General features: G+C 72.0%; 25 protein-coding genes. 15 read left to right on the top strand and 10 right to left on the bottom strand.

The window, feature by feature from the left end; translation table 11 throughout:
- The first annotated feature begins 10 nt into the window (after positions 1 to 10).
- Positions 11 to 502, top strand: a complete 492-nt coding sequence (locus tag ABD811_RS41445; RefSeq protein WP_344958837.1) for a hypothetical protein — start codon at positions 11 to 13, stop codon at positions 500 to 502.
- Here ABD811_RS41445 and ABD811_RS41440 read toward each other — a convergent pair.
- Entirely contained in the window at positions 493 to 1,113 is a 621-nt protein-coding gene (locus ABD811_RS41440) for a TetR/AcrR family transcriptional regulator C-terminal domain-containing protein (RefSeq protein ID WP_344958836.1), read from the bottom strand. The genes ABD811_RS41445 and ABD811_RS41440 overlap by 10 nt on opposite strands.
- A gap of 194 nt (positions 1,114 to 1,307) precedes the next feature.
- Between ABD811_RS41440 and ABD811_RS41435 the strand changes: the two genes are divergently transcribed.
- Positions 1,308 to 2,252, top strand: coding sequence for a quinone oxidoreductase family protein (locus ABD811_RS41435; RefSeq protein ID WP_344958834.1), 945 nt, complete (start codon positions 1,308 to 1,310; stop codon positions 2,250 to 2,252).
- A 57-nt stretch (positions 2,253 to 2,309) separates the two neighbouring features.
- Here the strand turns inward: ABD811_RS41435 and ABD811_RS41430 are convergent, their stop codons facing one another.
- The 4 genes from ABD811_RS41430 to ABD811_RS41415 form a co-directional block, all read right to left on the bottom strand.
- Positions 2,310 to 2,693, bottom strand: a complete 384-nt coding sequence (locus ABD811_RS41430) for a hypothetical protein (RefSeq protein ID WP_344958833.1) — start codon at positions 2,691 to 2,693, stop codon at positions 2,310 to 2,312.
- A gap of 132 nt (positions 2,694 to 2,825) precedes the next feature.
- Positions 2,826 to 3,026 (bottom strand): aldo/keto reductase, encoded by a 201-nt coding sequence (locus ABD811_RS41425; RefSeq protein ID WP_425549513.1) that lies wholly within the window; start codon positions 3,024 to 3,026, stop codon positions 2,826 to 2,828.
- Between the two features lie 255 nt (positions 3,027 to 3,281).
- Positions 3,282 to 4,388, bottom strand: a complete 1,107-nt coding sequence (locus ABD811_RS41420) for a HigA family addiction module antitoxin (protein ID WP_344958828.1) — start codon at positions 4,386 to 4,388, stop codon at positions 3,282 to 3,284.
- 30 nt (positions 4,389 to 4,418) lie between these two features.
- Entirely contained in the window at positions 4,419 to 4,784 is a 366-nt protein-coding gene (locus tag ABD811_RS41415; protein ID WP_344958826.1) for a type II toxin-antitoxin system RelE/ParE family toxin, read from the bottom strand.
- 321 nt (positions 4,785 to 5,105) lie between these two features.
- Between ABD811_RS41415 and ABD811_RS41410 the strand changes: the two genes are divergently transcribed.
- From ABD811_RS41410 to ABD811_RS41390, 5 genes are all read left to right on the top strand, one after another.
- A complete protein-coding gene (locus tag ABD811_RS41410) occupies positions 5,106 to 6,071 on the top strand; it encodes an SMP-30/gluconolactonase/LRE family protein (protein WP_344958825.1) in 966 nt (321 codons plus the stop codon).
- A gap of 83 nt (positions 6,072 to 6,154) precedes the next feature.
- Positions 6,155 to 7,777, top strand: coding sequence for an alkaline phosphatase D family protein (locus ABD811_RS41405; protein ID WP_486303624.1), 1,623 nt, complete (start codon positions 6,155 to 6,157; stop codon positions 7,775 to 7,777).
- 741 nt (positions 7,778 to 8,518) lie between these two features.
- Complete coding sequence (locus ABD811_RS41400) at positions 8,519 to 11,020, top strand: sigma-70 family RNA polymerase sigma factor (protein WP_344958821.1); 2,502 nt, start codon at positions 8,519 to 8,521, stop codon at positions 11,018 to 11,020.
- Between the two features lie 376 nt (positions 11,021 to 11,396).
- Positions 11,397 to 13,085, top strand: a complete 1,689-nt coding sequence (locus ABD811_RS41395; protein WP_344958819.1) for an NYN domain-containing protein — start codon at positions 11,397 to 11,399, stop codon at positions 13,083 to 13,085.
- Between the two features lie 167 nt (positions 13,086 to 13,252).
- Positions 13,253 to 13,924 carry a tetratricopeptide repeat protein gene (locus ABD811_RS41390; RefSeq protein ID WP_344958817.1) on the top strand — a complete coding sequence of 224 codons (672 nt, stop codon included), beginning with the start codon at positions 13,253 to 13,255 and terminating at the stop codon, positions 13,922 to 13,924.
- Between the two features lie 4 nt (positions 13,925 to 13,928).
- Here the strand turns inward: ABD811_RS41390 and ABD811_RS41385 are convergent, their stop codons facing one another.
- Positions 13,929 to 14,429 carry a hypothetical protein gene (locus ABD811_RS41385; RefSeq protein WP_344958815.1) on the bottom strand — a complete coding sequence of 167 codons (501 nt, stop codon included), beginning with the start codon at positions 14,427 to 14,429 and terminating at the stop codon, positions 13,929 to 13,931.
- Between the two features lie 97 nt (positions 14,430 to 14,526).
- On the opposite strand from ABD811_RS41385, the gene pyrE reads away from it, so the two are divergent.
- On the top strand, positions 14,527 to 15,063 hold the full coding sequence (gene pyrE / locus ABD811_RS41380) for an orotate phosphoribosyltransferase (RefSeq protein ID WP_344958813.1): 537 nt from the start codon (positions 14,527 to 14,529) through the stop codon (positions 15,061 to 15,063).
- 78 nt (positions 15,064 to 15,141) lie between these two features.
- Here pyrE and ABD811_RS41375 read toward each other — a convergent pair whose 3' ends face one another.
- The gene (locus ABD811_RS41375) at positions 15,142 to 15,552 is read right to left on the bottom strand and encodes a hypothetical protein (protein ID WP_344958811.1); all 411 of its coding nucleotides are present in this window, start codon (positions 15,550 to 15,552) and stop codon (positions 15,142 to 15,144) included.
- Positions 15,553 to 15,624: 72 nt separating this feature from the next.
- Positions 15,625 to 16,344 (bottom strand): DedA family protein, encoded by a 720-nt coding sequence (locus ABD811_RS41370; RefSeq protein WP_344958809.1) that lies wholly within the window; start codon positions 16,342 to 16,344, stop codon positions 15,625 to 15,627.
- Between the two features lie 331 nt (positions 16,345 to 16,675).
- Between ABD811_RS41370 and fbaA the strand changes: the two genes are divergently transcribed.
- The 3 genes from fbaA (at position 16,676) to ABD811_RS41355 (ending at position 18,794) form a co-directional block, all read left to right on the top strand.
- The gene (gene fbaA, locus ABD811_RS41365; RefSeq protein ID WP_344958807.1) at positions 16,676 to 17,698 is read left to right on the top strand and encodes a class II fructose-bisphosphate aldolase; all 1,023 of its coding nucleotides are present in this window, start codon (positions 16,676 to 16,678) and stop codon (positions 17,696 to 17,698) included.
- 75 nt (positions 17,699 to 17,773) lie between these two features.
- The gene (locus tag ABD811_RS41360) at positions 17,774 to 18,220 is read left to right on the top strand and encodes a winged helix-turn-helix transcriptional regulator (RefSeq protein ID WP_344958805.1); all 447 of its coding nucleotides are present in this window, start codon (positions 17,774 to 17,776) and stop codon (positions 18,218 to 18,220) included.
- 49 nt (positions 18,221 to 18,269) lie between these two features.
- Entirely contained in the window at positions 18,270 to 18,794 is a 525-nt protein-coding gene (locus ABD811_RS41355; protein WP_344958803.1) for a GNAT family N-acetyltransferase, read from the top strand.
- A 32-nt stretch (positions 18,795 to 18,826) separates the two neighbouring features.
- Here the strand turns inward: ABD811_RS41355 and ABD811_RS41350 are convergent, their stop codons facing one another.
- Positions 18,827 to 19,519 (bottom strand): SGNH/GDSL hydrolase family protein, encoded by a 693-nt coding sequence (locus tag ABD811_RS41350; protein WP_344958801.1) that lies wholly within the window; start codon positions 19,517 to 19,519, stop codon positions 18,827 to 18,829.
- Entirely contained in the window at positions 19,516 to 20,064 is a 549-nt protein-coding gene (locus ABD811_RS41345) for a TetR/AcrR family transcriptional regulator (RefSeq protein WP_344958799.1), read from the bottom strand. The genes ABD811_RS41350 and ABD811_RS41345 overlap by 4 nt, the downstream gene beginning before the upstream one ends.
- 174 nt (positions 20,065 to 20,238) lie before the next feature.
- On the opposite strand from ABD811_RS41345, the gene ABD811_RS41340 reads away from it, so the two are divergent.
- From ABD811_RS41340 to ABD811_RS41325, 4 genes are all read left to right on the top strand, one after another.
- Positions 20,239 to 21,084, top strand: coding sequence for an SDR family NAD(P)-dependent oxidoreductase (locus ABD811_RS41340; RefSeq protein WP_344958797.1), 846 nt, complete (start codon positions 20,239 to 20,241; stop codon positions 21,082 to 21,084).
- 149 nt (positions 21,085 to 21,233) lie between these two features.
- Positions 21,234 to 21,653: a DUF3151 domain-containing protein gene (locus tag ABD811_RS41335; protein ID WP_344958795.1), complete on the top strand. Its 420-nt coding sequence runs from the start codon at positions 21,234 to 21,236 to the stop codon at positions 21,651 to 21,653.
- A 154-nt stretch (positions 21,654 to 21,807) separates the two neighbouring features.
- The gene (locus ABD811_RS41330) at positions 21,808 to 23,091 is read left to right on the top strand and encodes an adenylosuccinate synthase (protein WP_344958793.1); all 1,284 of its coding nucleotides are present in this window, start codon (positions 21,808 to 21,810) and stop codon (positions 23,089 to 23,091) included.
- A 110-nt stretch (positions 23,092 to 23,201) separates the two neighbouring features.
- Entirely contained in the window at positions 23,202 to 24,119 is a 918-nt protein-coding gene (locus ABD811_RS41325) for a glycerophosphodiester phosphodiesterase family protein (RefSeq protein WP_344958791.1), read from the top strand.
- Positions 24,120 to 24,166: the final 47 nt, after the last annotated feature.

Genomic DNA, 24,166 nt, shown 5'->3' with positions numbered 1-24,166 from the left:
AAGACCTACCATGAGTCACATCACGCTCGTCAGGCGTGCGTTCCCGCTGCTCGTTCCCGTGCTCTTGGCGGCCGGATGCTCCTCGTCGTCCGACCAGTCCACCGCCGAGAAGAGCGCGACCGCCACCCCGTTGCTTCCGCTGCCGCACCCCGCGCTGACCGGGGCGGACGGCGCGGACGTGAAGGCGTGCAAGGACGCCGACTGCGAGATCCTCGTCCGGGGCAGGTCCACCGCCATACCGCTGGCCCCCAGGTTCGGCATCACGACGTTCCTCGTCACGCACGTGCCGCCCAACAAGATGACCTACGTCGTCATCCGGACGAACGGCGAGTCCGTGCAGGCCTACAACCGGGGAACCGGCTGGTTCAGCCTCGGCGCCGGCCTCACCGTCACCGTGCGGAAGATCGACCACACGGGCGCCGTCGTCCGTTTCGAGCCGAAGGCCCGCGACGGGGACGAGGACAAGATCACCGGCTCCAAGGGCGCCGCCATCTACAACTGACGGATCTTGCCGCGGATCCCTTCGATGAGGAGTTCCAGGCCGTAGGTGAAGTGCTCCTCCGGGTGCGGCGCGGCCAGGTCGTCCGCCGCGGCCAGCATGTGCGGGTGACGCTCGGGATCGAGCGCGGCGGTGAGGCGGTCGGCGGCGGCCTCGGGGACCGCGGCGGCGAGCTGCTCCTCGGCGGCGTGGCCGACGACGTAGTAGGTGAGGGCGTCCACCGCCCACACGGCGTCACGGGCGCCGAGGCCCGCGTCGCGCAGGACGCCGATCATCGTCTCGCCGTAGGCGAGGGCGTTGGGCAGGGGGAAGAAGACCCCCGAGAACAGGCGGGCGCCGTCGCGCCGGGACAGCAGCGCCCTCCGCAGCCGGCGGGCCGTCTCGACGATCCGCCCGTCCCACGGCAGGCCGGCGTCGAGCCCGGCGGCGACGTCGGCGAGCATGCGGTCGGCCATGGCCTCCAGCAGGGCCTGCTTGCTGGAGAAATGCCAGTACGTCGCGCCGTTCTGGACGCCCAGCGACGCCGCCAGCCGGCGCATCGTCAGCCCGTCCAGGCCCACCTCGTCCAGCAGGTCGAGCCCTCCGGCGACCACCTGGTCGCGGGTCAGCCGCATCGCCGTCCCTCCCTATCCGGTTGACGCGCCCGACCAGTATGGCGCAGACTTCAACACCGTTGAACTTCAACACCGTTGAAGTCAGTCGGAGAGGAGAGCGCATGCTGATCAGGAACACGCCGTGACGACGCCGTCCGGCCGCACCCCGCGCGGCCGGACGTCCCTCGCCCCCCGTCACGAAAGGAAGGTCAGCGATGCGCACAGTACGTTTTCACCAGTACGGCGGCCCTGAGGTGCTGCGAGCCGAGCAGGTGCCCACACCCGAGCCCGGAGAAGGGGAACTGCTGGTCGAGGTCGACGCGATCGGGGTGACGCTCCCGGTCGTCCGGCTCACCCACGGCTCCCCGGAAGGCGCCGGGGTACCGCTGCCGCACACGCCCGGCGGCGAGATCGTCGGACGGGTCGCGGCGATCGGCCCGTCCGCCTCGGGCTGGCAGATCGGCCAGCGGGTCACCGGGTTGGCCTTCAGCGGCGCCTACGCCGAGTACGCCGCGGTGTCCGCCGCGTTCATGACGCCCGTGCCCGACGCGGTCGACGACCATGCGGCGCTGCTGGTGTCGCGCAGCGGCCAGGTGGCTTGGGGCGCGCTGCACGCGGGCGGCTTCGCCAAGGGCGACAGCGTGCTGGTCACCGCGGCCGCCGGAGGGGTCGGTCATCTGGCGGTGCAGCTGGCGGTCGCGCTGGGCGCGAGCCGGGTGGTCGCCGCCGTGGGCGACGTCGCCAAGGCGGAATTCGTCCGCGAGCTGGGCGCGGATCACGTCGTCACCTACGACCAGGACGACTGGGGAGACCCGGTGGACATCGTCCTGGACGGCGTCGGAGGCGAGGTGCAGGCGTCCTGCCTGCGGGCGCTCGCCCCGCTGGGACGGCTCGTCTCGTTCAACGGCGTGGGCGGGCAGGTGGACGTCAACGAGCTGCGCATGCGGGGCACGGCCGTCATCGGCTTCGCCATGGCCCACCTGGCCGGCCTGCGGCGCGACGTGTACGAACGCCACCAGCGCGAGCTGTGGCGGCTGCACATCGACGGCCGCCTGCGCCCCGCCGTCCACGCGTCATTTCCCCTGGAGGACGCGGCCGAGGCCCACCGTGTCATCGAGGCACGGGCCAACCGCGGCAAGGTCGTCCTCGTGCCCCGCTGAGACGGGCGATCCCCGACCCGGCGTCGACACCCCCGCTGTCGACGCCGGGCACGACGCTCAGTGCGCGGGACGCCTGACGAAGCGCGCGAGGACCGCGACGAAGAGGCTCACGACAAAGGTGCCGAGCATGACGAGCCCCGCCCCGATGACCCACAGGCCGCTGGCGTCGTCCGACCAGTCGTAGGCCGCGGCCGCCGTCATGCCGAGCGTCGCGCCCAGCACGGCGGCCACGGCCGACACCCGGCGGGCGACGACGACGCCGATGACCAGCAGGACGCCGACCAGGCCGATCACCTGCCAGGCCTCGTAGGGCCCGCGGACGCTGCCGTCCGGCAGCTCGTCCATGTGCTGGTCCCAGCCGAGCCAGGCCGCCCAGTCGGCCATGCTCAGGACCATGACCAGCAGGGTGGCCGCCAGTGCGCGTCCGAACGTTCGCCTCATGCCGTCCAGGCTCCCGTCCCGGCGAGCCGGACGGCACCGCGCCGCTACTCAGATCGCCTGAGTATCCACGCCCGGCCGGCTGGACGACGTGGCCGCCGGATGAGCCGGCGGCCACGATCGGTCCGTTCCGAATCAGAAGCCCGGGGCACCGAGGTGGGTGACGCGGTCGAGCGCGGCGAGGTCGTCGTCGTCCAACTGGATGCCGTCGACGGCCAGGTTCTCTTCGAGGTGGGCGACCGAGCTCGTGCCGGGGATGAGCAGCATGCGGTCGTAGCGGGCGAGCAGCCAGGCGAGCGCGATCTGCGCCGCCGAGACGTTGTGCTTTGCGGCCACTGACGCGATCGCCGGATCGGCGGGGAGCGCTGGCTCTACGCCTACGCGGCAGAACCCGGATCGCACTCCGCAGAGGCGCTCCGGTTGCTCGGCACGTGGGCCGCAACGCAGGACACCGAGAAAACGGCCGCTCAGACCGGCGTCCCGCGCTCCCCCCTCCCCGCGCCCAACGAGTAGCAACAAAGCCACCGACGACGCCCGCCCGGTGTCCCCAGGCCATCACCACGGCCCGCCGAGCACACCCCTTGGACTCACTCACCTAGCGTGACAGAACTCCGAGAAGTCGATATTGCGAGCGTGCTTGCCCCGCATGCGCACCTTGCCGGGCAGGCGTGCGGCCACCACGCTCACGGCGACACCGATCCGGTCGGCGAACCTCCGCACCTCGTCCGGACTGTCCAGCGAGGCCAGGCCGGCCGCCTGGTCGGGCGGGATCAACAGGTCACGCGCGAACGCGTCCGCCTCGCGCTCCATCGGGTCGACGCCGGGACGGCCGTCATGGATCCACACCATCGACTTGGTCCGGCCGTGTCTGAGGACCTGATAGATCGCCCGGAAGAAGGTGAACCACAACTCGCCCGCACTGTCGTGATGAGTGCTCAACGCGACCATCGCCTTGTCCGCCGACAACCACCGGGTCATGCCCTTGACGTGCGTGTCGGCGAAATCCGGGACGATGACGACGGCGATGCCGTTGCGCGCGCAGATGTCGCGCATCAGCGGCAGCAGCACGCCCGGCGGCTGCAACGTCAATTGCCGGAGCTTGTCGAGTGACGCTTCGAGACCTTGCCGGCTGTACGGATCGCAGGCGATATCGCGGGCCTTGAGCTCGGCGAGCCGTAGGAGCGTCGCGACCGCGCCTGGCCTGGCGCCGGGTGCCCTGGTGCGCTGGAAGTCGAGCGCGGGCGCTTCATACAGCTCCCGGTAGGTCGACACGTGTGCGACGCCGAAGAACATCAGAAGCTGATGAACGCGGTCACGGGGATCGTCCGTCTCGGCGGGAAGGTCACCACACCGGACCAGTTCGGAGACGGGCATCTCCGCCAGCCAAGCGGTCAGTTCCGCCATGTCCCCGCGATGGCGCAGACGCTGCCGTGCGGACTGGTAGTCGGCCTCCAGCCGGTTCCACATCCGTGCCGACATGCCGGTCACCAGTTCGAGCCGCTGGGCCACCTCGGGGGACAACGGAACCAGCCCCTGGATCAGCTGGTTGACATGCTTGGCCGTCAGCCCCAGCCGGACGGCGAGCTGCCGCTGGCTCATGCCGAGTTCGTCCAGGAACTCCCTGATGGTCTCGCCGGGAGGCACGGCGTAGTTCGGCTCACCCGCCGGATAGACGTCAACCACAGGATCCTTGGTCACCGTCGCTCCTCCTCCCCCGATCCCGGTCATTCATCCGTGGTAGTCAACGATCTCGGTGACCAGTGCGGCCACCTCGCCCGGGGCGCCCGGCGCTTCCTGCCCGTCTTCGATGGCGATCAACCGGAACACGCTCTCCTCGCCGTCCCTCCCCGTGAACAGCTGGAAGACCAGGCGCCAGCCCGCATGCAGCATCATGGCGTAACAGCCCGCGCGGTCCCCTTGAAGGGGATGGCACTTGCCAGGGGCGCGCATGACGTCGTCCAGCGACTCGGCCGCCGCCAGGACCGCCAGCCGCAGCCTGATCTTCTTGGCTCCCTCGGCGCCGTACTCCTTCCGCAGTTCCCGATCATCGGCACATCGATCGCGCAGTCGCCGATCGGCGAAGTACACCTTCAACCGTCGGCCTCCCCCTAAGTATGCACCTGATAGGTAAACGTCACACCTGTCGCTGGAGGAAGAACTCTGACATAGATCTCTCTTCCATGGAAATTGATCTACGTCGTTTTGCCTGTGCGGCCCTGACGCCGAGGTTGAGCGGCGTTGACACGGTGCGCGGGAACCGGGACGGCGGTTTGATCGTGTTGTGGGGTGGGGGCGGCACTGGGGTGGGGCGCGGTGCGGCAGGGGGGCGGGTGGCGCGGTCCGGTCATGGGAAAGGGCTTTCCCAGGCGGCGCGTCCCTGGAAATCTTGGTCGCATGAGAGAAGGGACGATCTCCATGAGCCGCCGAATCACCGTGGCCGCGGCCTCGCTGGCCGCCGTCGGGCTGGTCGCCGCCACGGCGCCCGCCGCACACGCCGCGGCCGCCCCCGCGGGCGCCGTCGCGCAGCACCACACGACGTACCCGGTGACGTTCGCGCTGCCGGACGGGTTCCGGCCCGAGGGCATCGCGATCGGCCCCGGGCCGTACGCCTACCTGGGCTCGCTCGCGGACGGCAGCATCTACCGCGCCGACCTGCGCACCGGCCGGGGCAAGGTGATCAGCCAGGGCCCCGGCACCCCGACGACCGGGGTGAAGATCGACGCCGCCGGGCGGTTGTTCGCCTCCGGAGGGAACGCCGGCAACGCCCGTGTCATCGACACCCGTACCGGAAAGGTGTTGGCCACCTACCAGCTGGGCAGCGGCACCACGTTCATCAACGACGTGGTGCTCACCGGGGACGCGGCCTGGTTCACCGACTCCATGTCGCCCCAGCCGGCCCTCTACAAGCTCGCACTGGGACGCGGCGGCAAGCTCCCCAAGGCAGCGCAGCGTCTTCCGCTGTCGGGCGACTTCGTCTACGACCCGGCCGGGCACAACGCCAACGGCATCGCCAAGACGCCCGACGGCAAGGGCCTGTTCGTCGTGCAGAGCACCACGGGCAAGCTGTTCAGGGTCGACCCCAGGACGGGTGTCGCGCGCACCGTTGACCTGGGCGGCGAGTCCGTGGTCAACGGCGACGGCCTGCTGCTGCGGGGCAACACCCTCTACGTGGTGCAGAACCGTACCAACGCCGTGGCCGTGCTGAAGGTGAACGACAAGGGCACGTCCGCCAAGGTGCTCCGCCGTATCACCGACCCCCGCTTCGACGTACCGACGACCGTGGCCGCGTTCAAGGGACGCCTTTACATGCCCAACGCGCGCTTCACCACCACCCCCACTCCGACCACGCCCTACAACGTCGTATCCGTGAACGCCCGCTAAGGAATTTGGCAGGGGCCCGGGAGACCGCGGGAAACGAGCGGAATGATGGACATGGCCATCCCCCGTTCGATAGAGAGCCAGCTATGACCGCCTTGGTACTCGGGCCCCTGCTCAGGCATGTGAGCGAGCGAACCGCCACCGTCTGGGTGGAGACCGACGCCCCCTGCGAGGTGCGCGTCGTGTCACGGGAGCACGGCGTGGACGCCGCGGCTCGGACGTTCACCCTGCATGGGCACCACTACGCCATCGTCGACGTCGACACCCTGGAGCCCGGCTCCACGGTGCCGTACGAGGTGACGCTCGACGGTGAGACGGTGTGGCCGGAGCCCCAGTCCCCGTTTCCCCCGAGCCTCATCCGCACGATGGCGAGCGAACCCGACACGTTGAAGATCGCGTTCGGGTCGTGCCGCCGTTCCCCCGACAAGGCCAACCGGCACGGGCTGGACGCGCTGGCCGCCTACGGCCACGCGCTGGCGAGCGGCGGCGAGCGGCCGGACGTGCTGCTGATGGTCGGCGACCAGGTGTACGCCGACGAGCTGAGCGACGAGATGCGCGCGTTCATCGCGCAGCGCCGCAAGGCCGGCCAGGAGCCCTACGACGAGCTGGCCGACTTCGAGGACTACACCTACCTGTACCGGCTGGCCTGGCGCGACGACCCGGCGGTGCGCTGGCTGCTGTCGACCGTCCCCACCTACACGGTCTTCGACGACCACGACATCCGGGACGACTGGAACACCTCCTACGCGTGGCGGCAGCAGATGGAGGCCACGCCGTGGTGGCGCGACCGGATCATCGGCGGCATCGGCTCGTACTGGATCTACCAGCATCTGGGCAACCTGGCGCCGGAGGAGCGCGCGGCCGACCCGGTGTACAAGGCGGTGCTCGCGGCCGCCGAGCACGGCGGCGACGGCGCCGAGATCCTGGACGAGTTCGCCGACCGGGCCGACCGCGACCCGGCGTCCACGCGCTGGAGCTACGCGCACGACTGGGGCGGCACCCGCCTGGTCGTCGTGGACAGCCGCTGCTCCCGGCTGCTGACCTCCGAGCGCCGCGGCATGCTGGACGACGAGGAGTTCCGCTGGCTGGACGAGCAGTGCCAGGGCGACCGCGACCACCTGCTGATCGCCAGCTCGCTGCCGTACCTGCTGCCGCGGACGATCCACAACGCCGAGAACTGGAACGAGGCGATGGCCGAGGGCGCCTGGGGAAAGAGCGGCGCGTGGGTCGGCGAGAAGATGCGGCAGGCGGCCGACCTGGAGCACTGGGCCGCGTTCAACGCCTCGTTCCGCGCGGTGGCCGAGGACGTGCTCGCGGTGGCGCGCGGCGAGCGCGGTGCCGCTCCGGCGAGCATCTCGTTCCTGTCCGGCGACATCCACTACTCCTACCTGGCGCGGGTCACCTCCCCGGACACCACGTCGACGATCTCGCAGATCGTGTGCTCGCCGTTCCGCAACCAGCTGCTGGGCACGTTCCGCTGGGCCAACAAGATCGCCACCGTGCCGGGCACGGCGGGAGCGTTCCGGCTGCTGGCGCGGCTGGCCAAGGTCGCCCCGCCGCCGCTGCGGTGGCGCATCACCGAGGGGCCGTGGTTCGACAACGCGATCGCGACGGTGCAACTGTCGGGCCGTGAGTGCCGGGTGCGCTGGCGCACGCCGCGCACCGAGACCGAACTGTCCGAGCTGCGCGACATCCAGCTCACCGACTGACCACGGCGTCTACGGAGGCGGCGTCCGTCCCGCCCCCTCCGACGGGACGGACGCCTCCCACCGGGCCATCGGCGCCCGCCCCGCCCCCTCTTCGGGGCCGACGACGCCGATGGCGCCCGCGCGGTCACGGGACGGCGGCGGCCCTTCCGTCCGGTCGCCGCGGCCCCGGACCATCAACCCCCTAAGGCTTCGAGAAGGGCCCGCCCCTCGGCGTACGGGGCGGGCAGGCGTTCGGCCCTGACCAGCTCGGCTCTGACCAGCTCGGCTCTGACCAGAACGCCGTCGCCGGGACGGCCGAGCCCGTACGCGTCGTTCTCACGGGCGCCGGCCGGGAACGAGCCGACGAGAACGTCCCGGCGAGCAGGCGACGCGTCCCGTGCCGACCAGGCGTCAACGTCTTCCCGCCATTGAAGACGGTGCGCAGGTCGCTCGCCACCACGCCGCCCTGGCGCCGCCAGGGCGGCGAGCCGTCCGCACGCGACGGCCATGCCGCGGACCCGCCCGCCAGGTTCGTCATGCCGCCTCCGCTCGCCGCACAGCGTCGCCCGCCCGGAGGGCCGGTCACCGGCGGGGGCGGCCCGCCGGCGCGTCCTCACCATCGGAGACGGCGAAACGGTTGGGTCATGACGCGGTTTGCGGAATCATCTTGCGCGACTTTACGTGTCTGTGGAGTCACGATAAGTGTTCGGTGAACCGGCGCGGCCCGCCTAGGGACCGCCTCGATCGGCCCGGGAGGTTTTCGTGAGCGACGCCGCGTCGCCGGACCCCAGCGCGACGGAGGCGAGCGACGCGGCCCTGATGTCACGCATCCACGCCGGTGACATGTCGGCCTACGCGGAGCTGTACGAACGGCACCTGGCCGCCGCCCGGACCCTGGCCCGGCATCTGATCGGCGCCGACGCCGCCGAGGACGTCGTGCAGGACGCCTTCGCCAAGGTCCTGGACATGCTGCGCCGTGGCGGCGGCCCCCGCTCGGGGTTCCGCCCGTACCTGCTCACGGCGGTCCGCCGCACCGTCTACGACCGGTACCGGGGCGAGCGGCGGCTGCAGTCCACCGACCAGATCGAGATGTACGACCCGGGCGTCCCGTTCGTCGACCCGGCGCTGGAGGGGCTGGAGCGCTCGATGATCGTGCGGGCGTTCCGGTCGCTGCCCGAGCGCTGGCAGACGGTGCTGTGGCACACCGAGATCGAGGGCGCCAGACCGGCCGAGGTGGCGCCGCTGCTCGGCCTCACCCCCAACGGCGTGGCGGCGCTGGCGTACCGCGCGCGTGAAGGGCTGCGCCAGGCGTACCTGCAGATGCACCTGCCCACCACAGACCCCGCCGCCGCCCCGCTGGACGAGGAGTGCCGCGCGACGCTGGACAAAATGGGCTCGTACGTGCGCGGCGGCCTGTCCAGGCGCGAGTCGCGTCCCGTCGGACGTCACCTGGACGACTGCGAACGCTGCAAGGCGATCTACGCGGAACTGACCGTCATCAACTCCGCGCTGCGCGACGTCATCGGCCCGCTGTTCCTGGGCGCGGCGACCACCGCGTACGTCGGCGCCGCCAAGGGCGGGTCGGTGTTCGGCGGCGTTCTCGGCCGGTGGCGGCGGCTGCCGAAGCGGCGGCAGGCGCTCGGCGCTGGGGCGGCGGCGGCCCTGGCGGCGCTGGTCGGACTCGCGTTGGTGCTGATGTCGGGAAGCGAGCCGATCCAGCCGACACCCCGGCCACCCGCCCACTCTCCTTCTCCCGCACCGCCCCAATCGGCACCGGACCCGAAACCGCCCGCCGCCCAACCGCCGCCCGCCGTCACCCCGCCGGTGCCCCGCGACACGCCGTCGTCACGCTCCCCCGCCCCCGGAGCCGACCCCGAAACCGATCCCGCCCCCGAACCCGGAGCCCACCCCGTGCCCACTCCGTCGCCCTCGGCGAATCCCCCGGCCGTGCAGCCTCCGGCACGGTTGACGGTGCGCATCGGAGCGGTCGGCGCGCTGGTGCGAGACCAGCCGGGCATCGTGGCGATATCGGTCGGCAACGACGGCGCCGGCCTCAGCGGAGACTTGGTCGCCGACGTCGCCCTGCCGCCCGGCGTGACGTACGCGGGCGGCCCGACCGGACGTGACGCGGCGCTGTTCACGAAGCGGCACGCGCCCGGTGACGGCTGGCACTGCCGCCCGGGGGCGAGCCGGGTGCGCTGCACCCGCGCGCCGCTGCCGCCGGGCGCCGTCACGACCGCGTACCTGCACGTCGACGTCGACGCTGCGGCGCCCTACGACACGCCGCCTGCGGCCACGGTGACCTCGGACGGCGAGGACGCCGCCGAGGCCCGCGCCCCGCACGGCGTCATGCGCGACGGCCTGCCCGCCCGTTTCGCCGCCGACGGCAACCTGCGCGTCGTCCACGCGGGCAACGCGCTGCTCACCTGCGAGCACTCTCGTTCCGGCTGCCGCCGCGCGGTGCGCCGCGAGGGCGAGCGGCGCGACAACGACCGGTGGCGGATGCGGCGCCTCGACCGGGACGGTTCGAACGCGACGAGAACGTCGAGTGCGGCCCGGGTGCGGCTGCCCAGGCGACCGGAAGTGCTGTGGGCCGGGCTGTACTGGTCGGCCACGGCACGCGCCGACGGGCCCGTCACCCTGGAGTTGCGGCCGCCGGGCGGGTCGTACCGGACGATCCGCGCCACCGAGGTGAGCCGCGGACGGCTGCCGAGCGGCCCGGTCTACCAGGCGTTCGCCGACGTCACCTCGCTCGTGCGGCAGTACGGCGGCGGCGTGTGGTGGGGCGCCGACCCGCCGCTGCGCACGGGCGTGGCGCGGTACGCGGGGTGGGCGCTGGTGGTGGTCGCGGCGTCCCCGGACGCGCCGCACCAGCAGGCCATGGTGCTCGACACGCTGGGGGCGAGGCGGGCCCCGGCGCTCGGCCCGGGGCTGCGGCGGCGGCTCGACGCGCCGGTGGGCGGGCTGTTCACCGGCGCACGGCCCGGCCGTGTCGGCGCGGTGACCTGGGAGGGCGACGCGGATCTGCCCGGCGACCGGCTGCTGCTGGACGGACGTCCGCTCGTGCCCACGTCGGGTGACCGCGATCCCCGTAATGTCCTGGACGGCTCCGCGGACGGCGCGATCGACTCGGAGCTGTCCTTCGGGATAGATGTCGATGTCTTCCCGGCGTTTCTCCGTCGCGCCGGGACAGTGGCCTTCACCACCGGGCGGGACGCCTGCCTGCCGGGGGTCCTCACCGTCGCCGGGCCCTTCCCCGGTTAACTTCTGGTTTCCGACACCCCACGACTGAACCGCGAAGCCGATTCTTCCCGTAAAGATCATGCGGATGCATTATGGACAGACCGGAACGGCTGGTAGCGTCCCGCGCTGACAGTCCGCGAAAGCCGGGTGGGGTGGTCGACCGCCGGATTCGCCGCCTCGCGGGCTCGCGCCCGACCACCTGTCATGAAAGAGTGGCGAATCGCCGTATCGGCTTACGTGGCCAGCGGCCTTCACTACGCTATAGACGCCGGGTCAATTCCGTCGGCTCACGTCCGGGCGAGCAGGAAGGGCGGGCCACCCGAGATGGTCACCCCGAAGAACCTGACCGTGCAGTGGGTCCCCGGAGAGGTCCCGAGTTGAGGAAAGGCGGTGCCGCATGGATCGCTGCGCGCTGTTCGTGGACGCCGGCTATCTGCTGGCGGACGGCGCCATGGCGGTGCACGGCACCCGCCATCGGGAAACCGTTTCCTGGGACTTCGGCGGCCTGCTGCAGCTGCTGGGCGGCCTCGCCCGCGAACGCACCGGCCTGCCGCTGCTGCGCTGCTACTGGTACGAGGCGACGGTCGAGGGCCGCCGCTCCCCCGAGCACGAGGCGCTGGCCGACCTGCCCGGGCTCAAGCTGCGCCTCGGCCGCATCCGTCCCGGCCGCCGCGAGGGCGTCGACACCGAGATCCACCGCGACCTGATGACGCTGGCCCGCAACGGCGCGCTGGCCGACGCGGTGATCGTCAGCGGTGACGAGGACCTCGCCCAGGTCGTCGCGGACGCCCAGGACCTCGGCGTCCGGGTGACCGTGGTGCACGTGGCGGTCGACGGCAACTGGACCATCTCGCGGGTGCTGCGCCAGGAGTGCGACGACCTCATCGAGCTGGCCGCCGGGCAGCTGCGCCCGTACGTCAACCTGCTGGCGGGCGTGGAGTCGGCCACAGGCTCGTCCGGCCTGCCCGCCGGGCCGCTGTCCAACGGGCACGGCGGCGGATCGGGTGCGGGCGGCGCGCTCGGCCCGCTGCAGAGCGTCTCGCCCGGCGGCCCGCCGCCCTCCACGCCGCTCACCGGGCCGCCGCAGCTGACCGGCTCGTCGTCGGGGCCGTCGTCGTCCGGCATGGGCGCGGGTCCCAGTACCGGATCGGGGTCGTCGGGCGGTTACGGTCTCGGCACGCCCTCCGGAATGGGCTCGTCCGGGGTGGGCTCGTCGGGGGTGGGCTCGTCGTCCCCCATCGGCTCGTCCTCCGGCATCGGGTCGGCCTCCGGCCTCGGCACGAGCGGCGGCACGACGTCCGGCCTGGGGTCGGGCATCGGATCGGGGATCGGCGCCGCCAAGCCCGGGTCCTCCGACACCGGCTCAGGCCCGCCGGCGCTCGGCTCCGGGACGGGCATCGGTTCCGGCTCGGGGCTCGGCTCTCCTTCCGGGCTCGACTCCTCCTCCGGGATCGGCTCGACGTCCGGCATCGGCTCCACGTCCGGGATGGGATCGGGCATGGGCTCGGGGATCGGGTCGTCCTCCGGCATCGGCTCGGGCTCCGGCCTGGGCTCGTCCGGGACGTCCGGGCTGGGCTCGGGTTCCGACCTCGGCACGGGGACGGGCGGCTACACCCCCGGGTCCCTCCCCGGCACGCCGCCGCCGTCGTCCACCACCGGGCCCCTGCAACCGGCGCCGGCCACACCCGCCCCGACCGCGCAGACCACCGCCCCGCAGAGCACCACCGGCCCGCAGTACGTCCCGTCGCCCTCGTCCGGGCAGACGCCCGTGCCGGGCCAGCCGGTCGGCCCCTACACCGGCCCGCAGCAGATCGCGCCGGTGCCCGTCCAGCAGAACACGCCCACCCTGGCCGACGCGGTGAAGGCGGCGCACCAGGAGGGGCAGGACTTCGGCGAGTCGGTCGCCCGCGACGCGCCCGCGCTGTGGCTGGAGGCGGTGCTGGCCCGCAAGCCGCGCATGCCCTCCGACCTGGAGGCGCGCCTGCTGCAGGGCTCCTCGCTGCCGATCGACTTCCTGCTGCACGACGAGGTGCGGCACGCGCTGCGCCGCGGCTTCTGGGACGCCCTCGAACGCTCCCGCCGCTGAACCGCCGGCGCGGCGGCCCGGCCGGCCACCCAGGGCGGCCACCCGGCACAGCGGACCGGTCCGCCGGTAAGGCAAGATCAGCGAGATTCTTCGCTGAACATGTAGGTAATTCACGATCATCCTCGATTCACCCGCTTCGTTCGCCGAGTGACGGGTAGCGTTGAAGCGTGACCCATGTGACGGAAGACGATCTCGACGACCTGGAGTTCGACACCCTGCGCACGGGCGACCACATCAGCGCGGCGCGGCGGCTCGGCGAGCTCGCCGAGTCGGTGTCCGGCGGGGTGTCACGCGCCAAGGTGCTGCTGCGCGCGGGGGAGCAGTGGCAGCACGCGGGCCGTCACGACAAGGCGGCCGAGTCCTACCGCATGGCCATCGAGGACGGCGGCGACACCTACGGCGACCCGCGCGCCTACCTGGCCGACGCGCTGTTCGAGCTCGGCCGCGCCGACGAGGCCCGCAAGCTGGTCGAGGAGATCCGCGCCGACGACCCGCGCGACCCGGAGGTCTACCGCGCGGTCGCGGAGGTGCTGTACGCCCAGGGCGACGCGGCGGGGGCGCACGAGTGGGCCACCACGGGCGCCGACGTGGTGCTCGCGCTGCGCGACCGGGCGGTCGGCACCGGCATGGGCGCGGGATCCGAGGCGGCGACCGCGGGCAGGGCCGTCACCACCGGCGAGAAGCCCGACCGGCCCGACGAGCCCGGCCCCGAGGACGTGGCCATCGCCGAGGACAGCCTGGAGGCCCTGCTGCGGCTGCGCTACCGCGCCCGCGTCGACCTCGGCCGCGCCGAGGACGACTACGACGCCCTCCTGGACGACCTGCTGAAGAACAACTGAGCGCTCACAGCGCGGCGATCAGCTCGCTCAGGGCCTGCGCGACGCCGGCCGGCGGCGCCTGCTCCCTGACGGTCCAGCCGCGCAGCCGCGCCTCGCGCATCGCCCGGTCGTGCTCGCCGCGCGCCGACCGGGTGCGCAGGTAGCCGCACGGCGCCTCCGGCCAGTCGGGCGGCATCGGCACGCCGTGGTCGTGCGTGAGCGGACGCGGCAGTTCGGCGTCGACGAAGACGTACCCGCCGACCTTGCGGTGCGCGGCCCGCTGCGCCAGCGCGACGCCCGGCAGCAGCGGCCCCGCCGCGCCGTGCCCGGCCAGCACCAGCGGCGCGGCCGGCGCCGTCGCGGCGATGATGAGCGACGCCCGCGCCACGTACCGCGTGCCGTCCTCGCCCTCGACGTTGGGCGTGACCACGTCCAGCCCGTACGAGCGCAGCACCTCGGGCAGGTCGCCCCACATGCCGGCGGTGGCGTGCGGGGTGTGCAGCAGCACGAGGGTCCCGGGCGTCATCGCTCCACCTCCCACGGCCCCGTGGCGGGTTGCCGCCACGCTACACGGGACGGCGCGGTCATGAGGGCATGGAACGGCACCAATAGGGTTGGGTGATGTGAGCGATCGTGATGACCTGCTGAAAGAGATCAAGGACCGGGCCGTCGTGCACGGCGACTTCGTGCTGTCGTCCGGGCGGCGCGCGTCCTGGTACGTGGATCTGCGCCGGATCACCCTGTCCGGCCGGGTGGCGCCGCTGGTCGGCCGCGTCATGCTGGACGTGACCGCCGACCTGGACTACGACGCCGTCGGCGGGCTCACGCTCGGCGCCGACCCGGTGGCCACGGCCATGCTGCACGCCGCCGCGGCCCGCGGCCGGGAGCTGGACGCGTTCGTCGTCCGCAAGGAGGGCAAGGCGCACGGCCTGCAGCGCCGCATCGAGGGCCCGGACGTGGCGGGCCGCCGCGTGCTGGCCGTTGAGGACACCTCCACCACCGGCAACTCGGTGCTGACGGCCGTGCGGGCGCTGCGGGAGGCGGGCGCGGAGGTCGTCGCCGTGGCCACGATCGTCGAGCGCGGCGCCGCCGAGAGCATCGCGGCCGAGGGCCTGGAGTACCGCCATCCGTTCGTCCTGGACGATCTGGGCGTCTCCTGAGGGCGGACCCACGCGTGCGCGACGGACGGTGCCCGGGCACGCCGGGCACCGTCCGCGACGCGGCTCACCTCCCGAGGGTCACCCCCTGGACGGCACGAACCAGTTCTTGCGCTCGCCGGCCGTCGCGCGGGGCTGCTCGCGGCCGTAGATGAGCACCTCGACGGCACCGCCGTCCGCCGCGACCACCTGGAGGGGGGCCTTGTCGTACTGGCGTTCCTCGCCGGTGTTGAGCACGCCCTGCTGCAGCACCTCGCCGGTCTCCGGCACGGTCACGACCACCTTGGTGGGCGCTCCGATCACCCGGATGACCAGGGGGGTGGAGGCGGCGCTCCGCGACCTGGAGCTGCGCGTGGGGGCGGGGTCCGCGGAGCCGGGCGTGCCGGCGGTGCCGGCCGTGGCGGCCGTCTCCGGGGGGCCGCCCTCGCTGTCGGAGCTCAGCGCGTTCACCAGCGCGACCCCGCCGACGACGAGAAGCGCTAATGCCAGCATCACGGCCACGGCCGCGATCAGTATGCGCGCAAGACCCCGAGGGTCCGACCGATGACGTCCCACATGGGGAGGTTAGCGATAAGTGTCACTGCTGAGCGACGGACGTGACTCTTCAGAGCCATTCTTATTCGCTCCGTGGCGCCGGCCCTTCCTCACCTCCAGGACGATCGGGATGACCGACAGCACCAGGATCACCGCCACGCCCGGCAGGATGTAGCGCTCGATGTCCGGGACGCTGGTGCCGAGGAAGTGGCCCGCCAGGAACATGGCGTCGGCCCACACCACGGCGCCCAGGGCGTTCCAGACCAGGAACCGGCGGGGCGGCATGCCCAGCATCCCGGCCAGCGGGTTGAGGAAGGTCCGCACGATGGGGATGAACCGCGCCAGCACCACCGCGCGGGCCGGGCCGAACCGGTTGAAGTAGTACTCGGCCTTCTCCACCCACTCCCGGCGGAACAGCCTGGAGTCGGGGCGGTCGAACAGCCGCCGGCCGTACCGGGCGCCGAGCCAGTGCCCGAGCTGGGCGCCGACGATCGCGGCGATCGGCCCGCCGACCAGCAGCCAGGGCAGCGACAGCGGCTGGAACTTCTGGCCGTTGACCTCGGTGACCGCGGTGAGGATCCCCGCCGTGAACAGCAGCGAGTCGCCCGGCAGGAGGCAGCCGACCAGCAGCCCGGTCTCGGCGAAGATGATGGCGAGCACGCCGATCGTCGCGAAGGTGCCGAACAGCTGCAGCCACGCCGTGGGATGCAGCCATTCGGTGATGTTCGAGGAGATGAGCGCCAGATCCACGAACCGAGACTACCGGCCGGCGCGTCGGCCCACCGTAAACAGTCCTCGTCCGTTCGCCCCGCCGACACCGTTGTTCTCCCAGATCACGGGCATACCCCCCGGCACGGGGGCGGTGGCGCCCGGTGACATTCCGTAGGTGCCACGACTGGCCTGACCGGGAAAATTCGAGATACTGACTGCTGTGGCGCCCGTCGGTCCGCGGACCGGGCGGAGACTCGGCCCGGTGGCCGACGCGTCACGCCCGGCCTTTCCGTTGTAGGGGCCAAGCCTGCGACGCGGTCCACACGGCCGGATGCCCGGCGGCACCATCGCGTAAGAAAGGACGCTCACCATGCCCATCGCGACCCCAGAGGTCTACGCGGAGATGCTCGACCGTGCCAAGCAGGACGGTTTCGCCTACCCCGCGATCAACGTGACCTCCAGCCAGACGCTGAACGCGGCGCTGCGCGGCTTCGCCGAGGCGGAGAGCGACGGGATCATCCAGGTGTCGACGGGCGGCGCCGAGTACCTGTCGGGCGCCACCGTCAAGGACATGGTCGTCGGCGCCTCCGCCCTGGCCGAGTACGCCCGGGTGGTCGCCGACAAGTACCCCGTCAACATCGCGCTGCACACCGACCACTGCCCCAAGGAGAAGCTGGACGGCTTCATGCGTCCGCTGGTCAAGATCTCCCAGGAGCGGGTGGCGCGCGGCCAGGAGCCGCTGTTCCAGTCGCACATGTGGGACGGGTCGGCCGTCCCGCTGGACGAGAACCTGGCCATCGCCGCCGAACTGGTGGAGGAGTGCGCCAAGGCCCGCGTGATCATGGAGATGGAGATCGGCGTCGTCGGCGGTGAGGAGGACGGCATCGTCGGCGAGATGAACGAGAAGCTCTACACCACGCCCGAGGACGCCCTGGCGACCGCCGAGGCCGTCGGGCTGGGCGAGAAGGGCCGCTACATCCTGGCCGCCACGTTCGGCAACGTGCACGGCGTCTACAAGCCCGGACACGTCAAGCTGCGTCCGGAGGTGCTCAAGGAGATCCAGGACGCGGTCGGCGCCAAGTACGGCAAGGAGCGGCCGTTCGACCTGGTGTTCCACGGCGGCTCCGGGTCCAGCCTGGAGGAGATCCGGCAGGCGGTGTCGTACGGCGTCGTCAAGATGAACATCGACACCGACACCCAGTACGCCTTCACCCGTCCGATCGCCGCGCACATGTTCAGCAACTACGACGGCGTCCTGAAGGTGGACGGCGAGGTCGGCAACAAGAAGAAGTACGACCCGCGGTCCTACGGCAAGGCCGCCGAGGAGAACATGGCCAAGCGGGTGGTCGAGGCCTGCGAGCACCTGCTGTCGGCCGGCAAGAAGATCAAGTAGGTCTCCTTCGGACCCCCGGGCGGCGCCACGCCGTCCGGGGGTTCGTTGCGTCACGCAACGCCTTACCCTGAGAACGTGCTGCCCCGCACCTACGACTCGCAGAACTGCTCGGTGGCCCGCGCCCTGGAGGTGGTGGGCGACCGCTGGACGCTGCTGATCATCCGCAGCGCCTTCGAGGGCGTGCGCCGCTTCGACGACTTCCAGGACGATCTCGGCATCGCCCGCAACGTCCTCACCGACCGCCTCACCCGGCTGTGCGACGAGGGCCTGCTGCGCCGCGTCCGCTACCAGGAGCGTCCCGACCGCTTCGAGTACCGCCTCACCCGCAAGGGCGTCGAACTGTGGCCCGCGGTGATGACCCTGCTCCTGTGGGGCGACCGCCACTACGCCCCTGACGGCCCGCCCGTCATCATCGGCCACCGCGGCTGCGACGGCAGGCTGACCGCCCGCCTCACCTGCGACGCCTGCGGCGCCTCCCTGGGCCCCAGGGACGTCGAGGCCCGCCCAGGCCCCGGCGCCTGACCTCTTCGCCAGTTGCGTGAAGCAACCCTGTCGCGGTCCAATAAGTTGCATGACACAACTCGCTATGGCCAGTCCCAGCTTCGCAGGCCTGGCCAGCGTGGACGACGTGCGCATCCGCCCGTACGGCGCCCACGACGAGCAACGCCTCCTGCGCATGTCCCAGCGGCTCTCCCGCCGCAGCCTCTACCACCGCTTCTTCGCCGGCACCCCGCACCTGCCCGACAACTACGTCCGCTCCCTGCGCACCCTGGACCACTGGGACCGCGAGGCGATCGTCGCCGTCCTGGACGGCGAACTGATCGGCACCGCCGAATACGTCCGCGACGCCACCCGCCCCTGCGACGCCGACCTGGCCGTCCTGGTGGCCGACTCCTGGCAGCGCCACGGCCTGGCCCGCATCCTGGTCACCTGCCTCGGCGACCTGGCCCTGCGCCGCCGCATCACGGCCTTCCGCGCCGACCTGCTGCTGGAGAACCGGGAGGCCCTGGCCGCCCTGAGGACCATGTGGCCCACGGCCCGCCCCACCTGGGACGGGACCTCGGCCCGCTTCCACCTCCCCTTGACGCCTTCCTGACGCCCCTAGGAGCGAGGGCGGGCGGAAGCGCGTCACACCGCGATGTGGTCGGCGGCGGCCTGGGCCCACCTGCGGTAGCCCTCGGCCGAGGGGTGGAAACGGTCGCGGGCGAAGAAGTCCGGCCCCACGGGCACGATGCCGGCCGAGTTGATCCAGGTGGTCCGTGGTCGCCCGGCGCAGATTCGCCGGGAGACCGCGTCGAGGGCGTCCGCGCGCTGGGCGAGGTAGCGGCCCAGCGCGGCCGGGAGCGAGGAGAACGCTTCGAACGGCGGGATTCCGGCCACCGCGACGTGCGCGGCACGATCGTGGAGACCGCTGACGATGGCGGCGAGGTCCTCACCCCATGCCGCGGGGGCGCGCCGGGTGAGCACGTCGTTGACGCCCGCCAGGAGCACGGCGGCGTCCAGGTCCTCGGGGAGCCGCGGCAGGAGCCGGTGGCGGATGACGTGGGCGGTGGCGGAGTTGCGCCCGACCGCCGCCCAGGTGACGGGCCGGTGGGCGCGTGCGGCCAGTTCGCGTGCCAGGGCGGCCGCGAATCCCTCGTCGTGGGTGCCCACCCCGCAGCCGGCCGCGGTCGACTCGCCCAGGACGGCGATCCGCAGCGGCGGGCCGGACCCGTCGCCGACGCTTCCCTCGGCCGGGCCGGAGGCTTCGGGGAGCCGTTCGGTCCGGGATCGGACCCATATCCCCTGTGCGGCGATGACGGGCAGTAGGAGCGGGTTCATGAACTCGTCCTTTCGGGACGCAGGGACGCCACGGCCGCCCGGCTCCCACCGGTCAGGTCCGCGCCTATCGCCTGGAGCAGCACCACCAGCGCGCCGCTGGCCGCGAACCGTGCCATGTCGTCAGGCGTGGCCTGGGTGAGCCGCTCGGTCTCCTGGAGGACTCCCGAGATGACGGAGCGGCAGCGGGCCGCCACCTCCTCGTCCCGGCGCGCGGCGGCACACGCCTGCAACCAGAAACCGCTGACGACCCCGTCGGCGACCAGTTCCCGGAAGCCCGCGCCCATCGCCTCCAGCGGATCGTCCGGGCACGTCTCCGCGGCCCGGCGGAACACCTCGCGCACCCGGTCCTCGAACTCGTCCAGGCAGGCCAGGAAGAACGACCGCTTGTTCCCGAACAGCCGGAACATGTAGGGCTGCGACACCCCGATCTCGTCCGCGACCTGCTGGATCGCCGCCATCGTCAGGCCGTGGTCGGCGAACACCCGCATTCCCGCCGCGACCGCCTGCCCACGCCGCTGCGCGGCGGTGCTCCGCTTGGCGCCCATGGCCCGAATTTACCTTAGTAACCAGTTACTACCAAATGTTCGCGGCCATGAGGAATCGGGCTGATGCCGGCCCTGCCCGCTGTGGCGCACGTCACCGGGCCGCGCCTGTCACAAGGATCGGGGTCGCCGGTGTCTGGTGTCCGACAGCCGACAAACGGAAGAACGGAAAAAGTCATGAGCAAGGTCTGGTTCGTCACCGGTTCGTCGCGCGGTCTGGGCCGCTGTTTCGTCGAGGCCGCTCTTTCTCGCGGCGACCGGGTGGCCGCGACCGCACGGAGCACCGGAAGCCTTGACGAGCTGGTCGCCGCCTATGGCGACGCGGTGCTCCCGCTCGAACTGGACGTGACCGACAAGGCCGCCGTCTTCGAGAGCGTGCGGCGGGCCAAGGATCATTTCGGCCGTCTCGACGTCATCGTCAACAACGCCGGCTACGCCCAGATCGGCGCGATCGAGGAGCTGTCCGAGCGGGAACTGCGCGACCAGTTCGAGACCAACGTGTTCGGCGCGGTGTGGGTCCTCCAGGCCGCGCTGCCCTACCTGCGCGAGCAGGGCTCAGGACACGTGATCCAGCTGTCCTCGGTCGCCGGGCTCATCGCCATGCCGCTCGGCGGCGCGTACCAGGCCTCCAAGTGGGCCCTGGAGGCCCTGAACGAGACCCTCGCCCACGAGGGCGCCGAGTTCGGCCTCAAGGTGACCGTGGTGGAGCCCGCCGGCTTCGCCACCAGGTCCGGCAAGAACCCCGATCCGCTCGCCAACGGCCACATGGCCGAGACCAACCCGGCCTACGACGGTCTCCGCCGACGCCTCGCCGAGACCATGGGAGGGCAGCCCGCCGGCGACCCGCGGGCCGCGGCGCGGACACTGCTGAAGATCGTCGACTCCGACGCCCCGCCCCTGCGGGTGCTCTTCGGCCAGGGCTTCTACGAGAAGCTCCAGCAGGTCTACGCCGACCGGCTCAAGACCTGGGCCGACGGACAGGACCTTTCGATCGAGGCGCACGGCGAACTCACCCCACGTTGACAGGTCGCGACGCAGACCCCTCGGCGCGCGACCGTCCGGGCGCGCCGCGGGGTGGGCGTCGAGGGGCACTACTTCGACGGCTGAACCCGCCGGGGCGGCCGGAGCCCCCGGCCGACCGAGTTGATATGGACGAGCTGGTGGGACTTACGATGAGCCGCATGACCCAGAACCTGCTCGGCGGACCGCCCCCCACCCATCTTCCGGACAACGCTGATGCCCGCGAGGCGCTGGAGAGCGGCGTCGACCCGTTCGAGGTCGCCGCCCGTCATCCGGACTACCCCGCCGTGTGGGCCGAGCTCGCCGACCGGGCCTTCGCGCGGGGCGGCGTCATCGACTCCTACGCGTTCGCGCGCACCGGCTACCACCGCGGTCTCGACCAGCTACGCCGGGCGGGCTGGAAGGGCCACGGGCCCATCCCGTGGGAGCACGAGGCCAACCGCGGGTTCCTGCGGGCCCTGCACGCCCTCGGCCGGGCCGCCGCGGCCATCGGCGAGGACGACGAGGCCGAGCGGTGCCGGACCTTCCTGCGCGACAGCAGCGAGGCGGCCGCCAAGGCGCTGACCTCCTGACCTCACCCGTCACGGGCGCCGCAACCGGTATGTATGGCCCCTCCGGGCCGTGAGGTGCGTTTTCCTCTGTCTCCGGTGGCGGGTACGATGCGATCGCAAGAGGCCCCTTCGCGCTTGCGACCAGGGGCCTTCGTCGTGGGAAGGAAAGATCGGCATGCCGGCCATCGTTCTTGTCGGGGCCCAGTGGGGAGACGAGGGCAAGGGCAAGGCCACCGACCTGCTCGGCGGGGACGTCGACTACGTCGTCCGCTACCAGGGTGGCAACAACGCCGGACACACCGTGGTCATCGGCGACGAGAGCTACGCGCTGCACCTGCTGCCGTCGGGGGTGCTGTCCCCGGACGTGGTCCCGGTGATCGGCAACGGGGTGGTGATCGATCCGGCCGTGCTGCTGTCGGAGATCGACGGCCTGAAGGAGCGCGGCGTCTCCTGCGAGCGGCTGCTCATCTCCGCCAACGCGCACCTGATCATGCCCCACCACCGGGCGCTGGACAAGGTGACCGAGCGGTATCTGGGCAAGGCCCGCATCGGCACGACCGGCCGCGGCATCGGCCCGGCGTACGCCGACAAGATCAACCGCATGGGCATCCGGGTGCAGGACCTGTTCGACCCCAACATCCTCACCCAGAAGCTCGACCTGGCGCTGCGCGAGAAGAACCAGGTCCTCACCAAGGTCTACAACCGGCGCCGCATCGACACCGGCCCGATCGTGCAGGAGTACGTCGAGTACGGCGAGCGGATCCGCCCGTACGTCACCGACACCACGCTGGTGCTCAACAAGGCGCTGGACGAGGGCAAGGTCGTACTGCTGGAGGGCGCCCAGGGCACGCTGCTGGACATCGACCACGGCACCTACCCGTTCGTGACGTCGTCGTCTCCCACGGCGGGCGGCGCGTGCGCCGGGTCCGGGCTCGGCCCCACGAAGATCACCAAGGTGATCGGCATCCTCAAGGCGTACACGACGCGGGTCGGCTCGGGGCCGTTCCCCACCGAGCTGCTGGACGAGCAGGGCGAGTACCTGCGCAAGACCGGCGGCGAGTACGGGGTGACCACCGGCCGCGACCGCCGCTGCGGCTGGTTCGACGCGGTGATCGCCCGTTACGCCACCCGCGTCAACGGCATCACCGACTACTTCCTGACCAAGCTGGACGTGCTGTCGGGCCTCGACCGGGTGCCGGTGTGCGTGGCGTACGACATCGACGGCGTCCGACACGACGAGATGCCGCCGTCGCAGACCGAGTTCCACCACGCCAAGCCGATCCTGGAGTACCTGGACGGCTGGCAGGAGGACATCAGCGGCGCCAAGACGTTCGCCGACCTGCCCGACAACGCCCAGGCGTACGTGCGGGCCATCGAGGAGATGGCGGGCGCGCAGATCTCCGCGATCGGCGTGGGGCCGGGCCGCGAGCAGACGCTGTCGCTGCGTCCGCTGGTCTGAGCGCGGCGCCCGCGCGGGCAACGTCGTCTGAACACCGTCTTACATGCGGTTTCATGTTTTCTCACCGGTCGGCCACCTTTCGTTAGTGACAAGGCTGTAGCGTTCCACGCGTGATTTTCACCGGGGGAGCCGTCGAGCTCCACGGCCATCGGGGAGCACGGGGACTTCGACCGGAGAACACTCTGGCGGGCTTCGCGCACGCGCTGGAACTCGGCGTCGACGCGATCGAGCTCGACGTCGGCATCACCGCCGACGGCGTGGTGGTGCTGAACCACGACCAGGTGCTGTCCCCCGTGACGCTGGCGGACACCGCGCCCGCGCGTCCCGGCGACCCGCTGTTCCCCTACGTGGGCAGGGCCATCCGCGATCTGACGCTGGAGCAGGTCAAGACGCTGGAGGCCGGCGTGCGCCGCCCGCGCGGCGACGACGACCCGTTCGTGCTGACGCAGCTTCCGGTGCCGGGCACCTCGCTGCCGACGCTGGCCGAGGCCTGCGCGCTGCTGAGCGGCGCGTACGACGTCGTTCTCGCCGTCGAGCTGAAGACGGACCCGAGCTGGCCGGACGCCGACGTGGAGCGCTTCACGGCCGCCGTGGCGGAGGTCCTGGAGGAGTTCGGGCTGACGGGCCGCAGCCGGCTGCTGGCGTTCGACTGGCGGGTGCTGACGGCCGCGCAGCGCCACGCCCCCGCCGCCGGGCGGGTCGCGCTGGTGGAGCGGCGCACGCTCGTCCCCGACTCCCCGTGGCTGGCCGGGATGGCGCCCGACGACCCCGCCGGCAGCGCCATGAAGATCGGCGCGACGGCGCTGTCACCCGAGCACCACCTGACCACGCCCGTGCTGGTGGACGAGGCGCAGACGCTGGCGCTTCCGGTGGTGGTGTGGACGGTGAACGAGCCGGAGGAGATGTCGCGGTTCATCGGTTACGGCGTGGACGCGATCGTCACCGACTACCCCGACAGGCTGCGCACCGTCTTCGCCGAGCACCGCCTGCCGCTGCCCAGGCCGATGGCCGCGCCGATCCCGCAGTGAGCCCCCCGAACGAGCGAGCGCCGCGAGGCTCACTGCGGGAACGGCCG

The organism is Actinomadura miaoliensis (assembly GCF_039536785.1).
Lineage (GTDB): Bacteria > Actinomycetota > Actinomycetes > Streptosporangiales > Streptosporangiaceae > Spirillospora > Spirillospora miaoliensis.
The sequence above is the reverse complement of the archived record's forward strand: the minus strand, read 5'-3'. Positions and strand labels throughout refer to the sequence as shown.

Coding starts and splice junctions, on each gene's coding strand:
- ABD811_RS41445 (WP_344958837.1), top strand. CDS start 11: ATGAGTCACATCACGCTCGTCAGGCGTGCGTTCCCGCTGCTCGTTCCC.
- ABD811_RS41440 (WP_344958836.1), bottom strand. CDS start 1,113: ATGCGGCTGACCCGCGACCAGGTGGTCGCCGGAGGGCTCGACCTGCTG.
- ABD811_RS41435 (WP_344958834.1), top strand. CDS start 1,308: ATGCGCACAGTACGTTTTCACCAGTACGGCGGCCCTGAGGTGCTGCGA.
- ABD811_RS41430 (WP_344958833.1), bottom strand. CDS start 2,693: ATGAGGCGAACGTTCGGACGCGCACTGGCGGCCACCCTGCTGGTCATG.
- ABD811_RS41410 (WP_344958825.1), top strand. CDS start 5,106: ATGAGCCGCCGAATCACCGTGGCCGCGGCCTCGCTGGCCGCCGTCGGG.
- ABD811_RS41405 (WP_486303624.1), top strand. CDS start 6,155: ATGACCGCCTTGGTACTCGGGCCCCTGCTCAGGCATGTGAGCGAGCGA.
- ABD811_RS41395 (WP_344958819.1), top strand. CDS start 11,397: ATGGATCGCTGCGCGCTGTTCGTGGACGCCGGCTATCTGCTGGCGGAC.
- ABD811_RS41385 (WP_344958815.1), bottom strand. CDS start 14,429: ATGACGCCCGGGACCCTCGTGCTGCTGCACACCCCGCACGCCACCGCC.
- ABD811_RS41375 (WP_344958811.1), bottom strand. CDS start 15,552: ATGCTGGCATTAGCGCTTCTCGTCGTCGGCGGGGTCGCGCTGGTGAAC.
- fbaA (WP_344958807.1), top strand. CDS start 16,676: ATGCCCATCGCGACCCCAGAGGTCTACGCGGAGATGCTCGACCGTGCC.
- ABD811_RS41355 (WP_344958803.1), top strand. CDS start 18,270: ATGACACAACTCGCTATGGCCAGTCCCAGCTTCGCAGGCCTGGCCAGC.
- ABD811_RS41350 (WP_344958801.1), bottom strand. CDS start 19,519: ATGAACCCGCTCCTACTGCCCGTCATCGCCGCACAGGGGATATGGGTC.
- ABD811_RS41345 (WP_344958799.1), bottom strand. CDS start 20,064: ATGGGCGCCAAGCGGAGCACCGCCGCGCAGCGGCGTGGGCAGGCGGTC.
- ABD811_RS41340 (WP_344958797.1), top strand. CDS start 20,239: ATGAGCAAGGTCTGGTTCGTCACCGGTTCGTCGCGCGGTCTGGGCCGC.
- ABD811_RS41335 (WP_344958795.1), top strand. CDS start 21,234: ATGAGCCGCATGACCCAGAACCTGCTCGGCGGACCGCCCCCCACCCAT.
- ABD811_RS41330 (WP_344958793.1), top strand. CDS start 21,808: ATGCCGGCCATCGTTCTTGTCGGGGCCCAGTGGGGAGACGAGGGCAAG.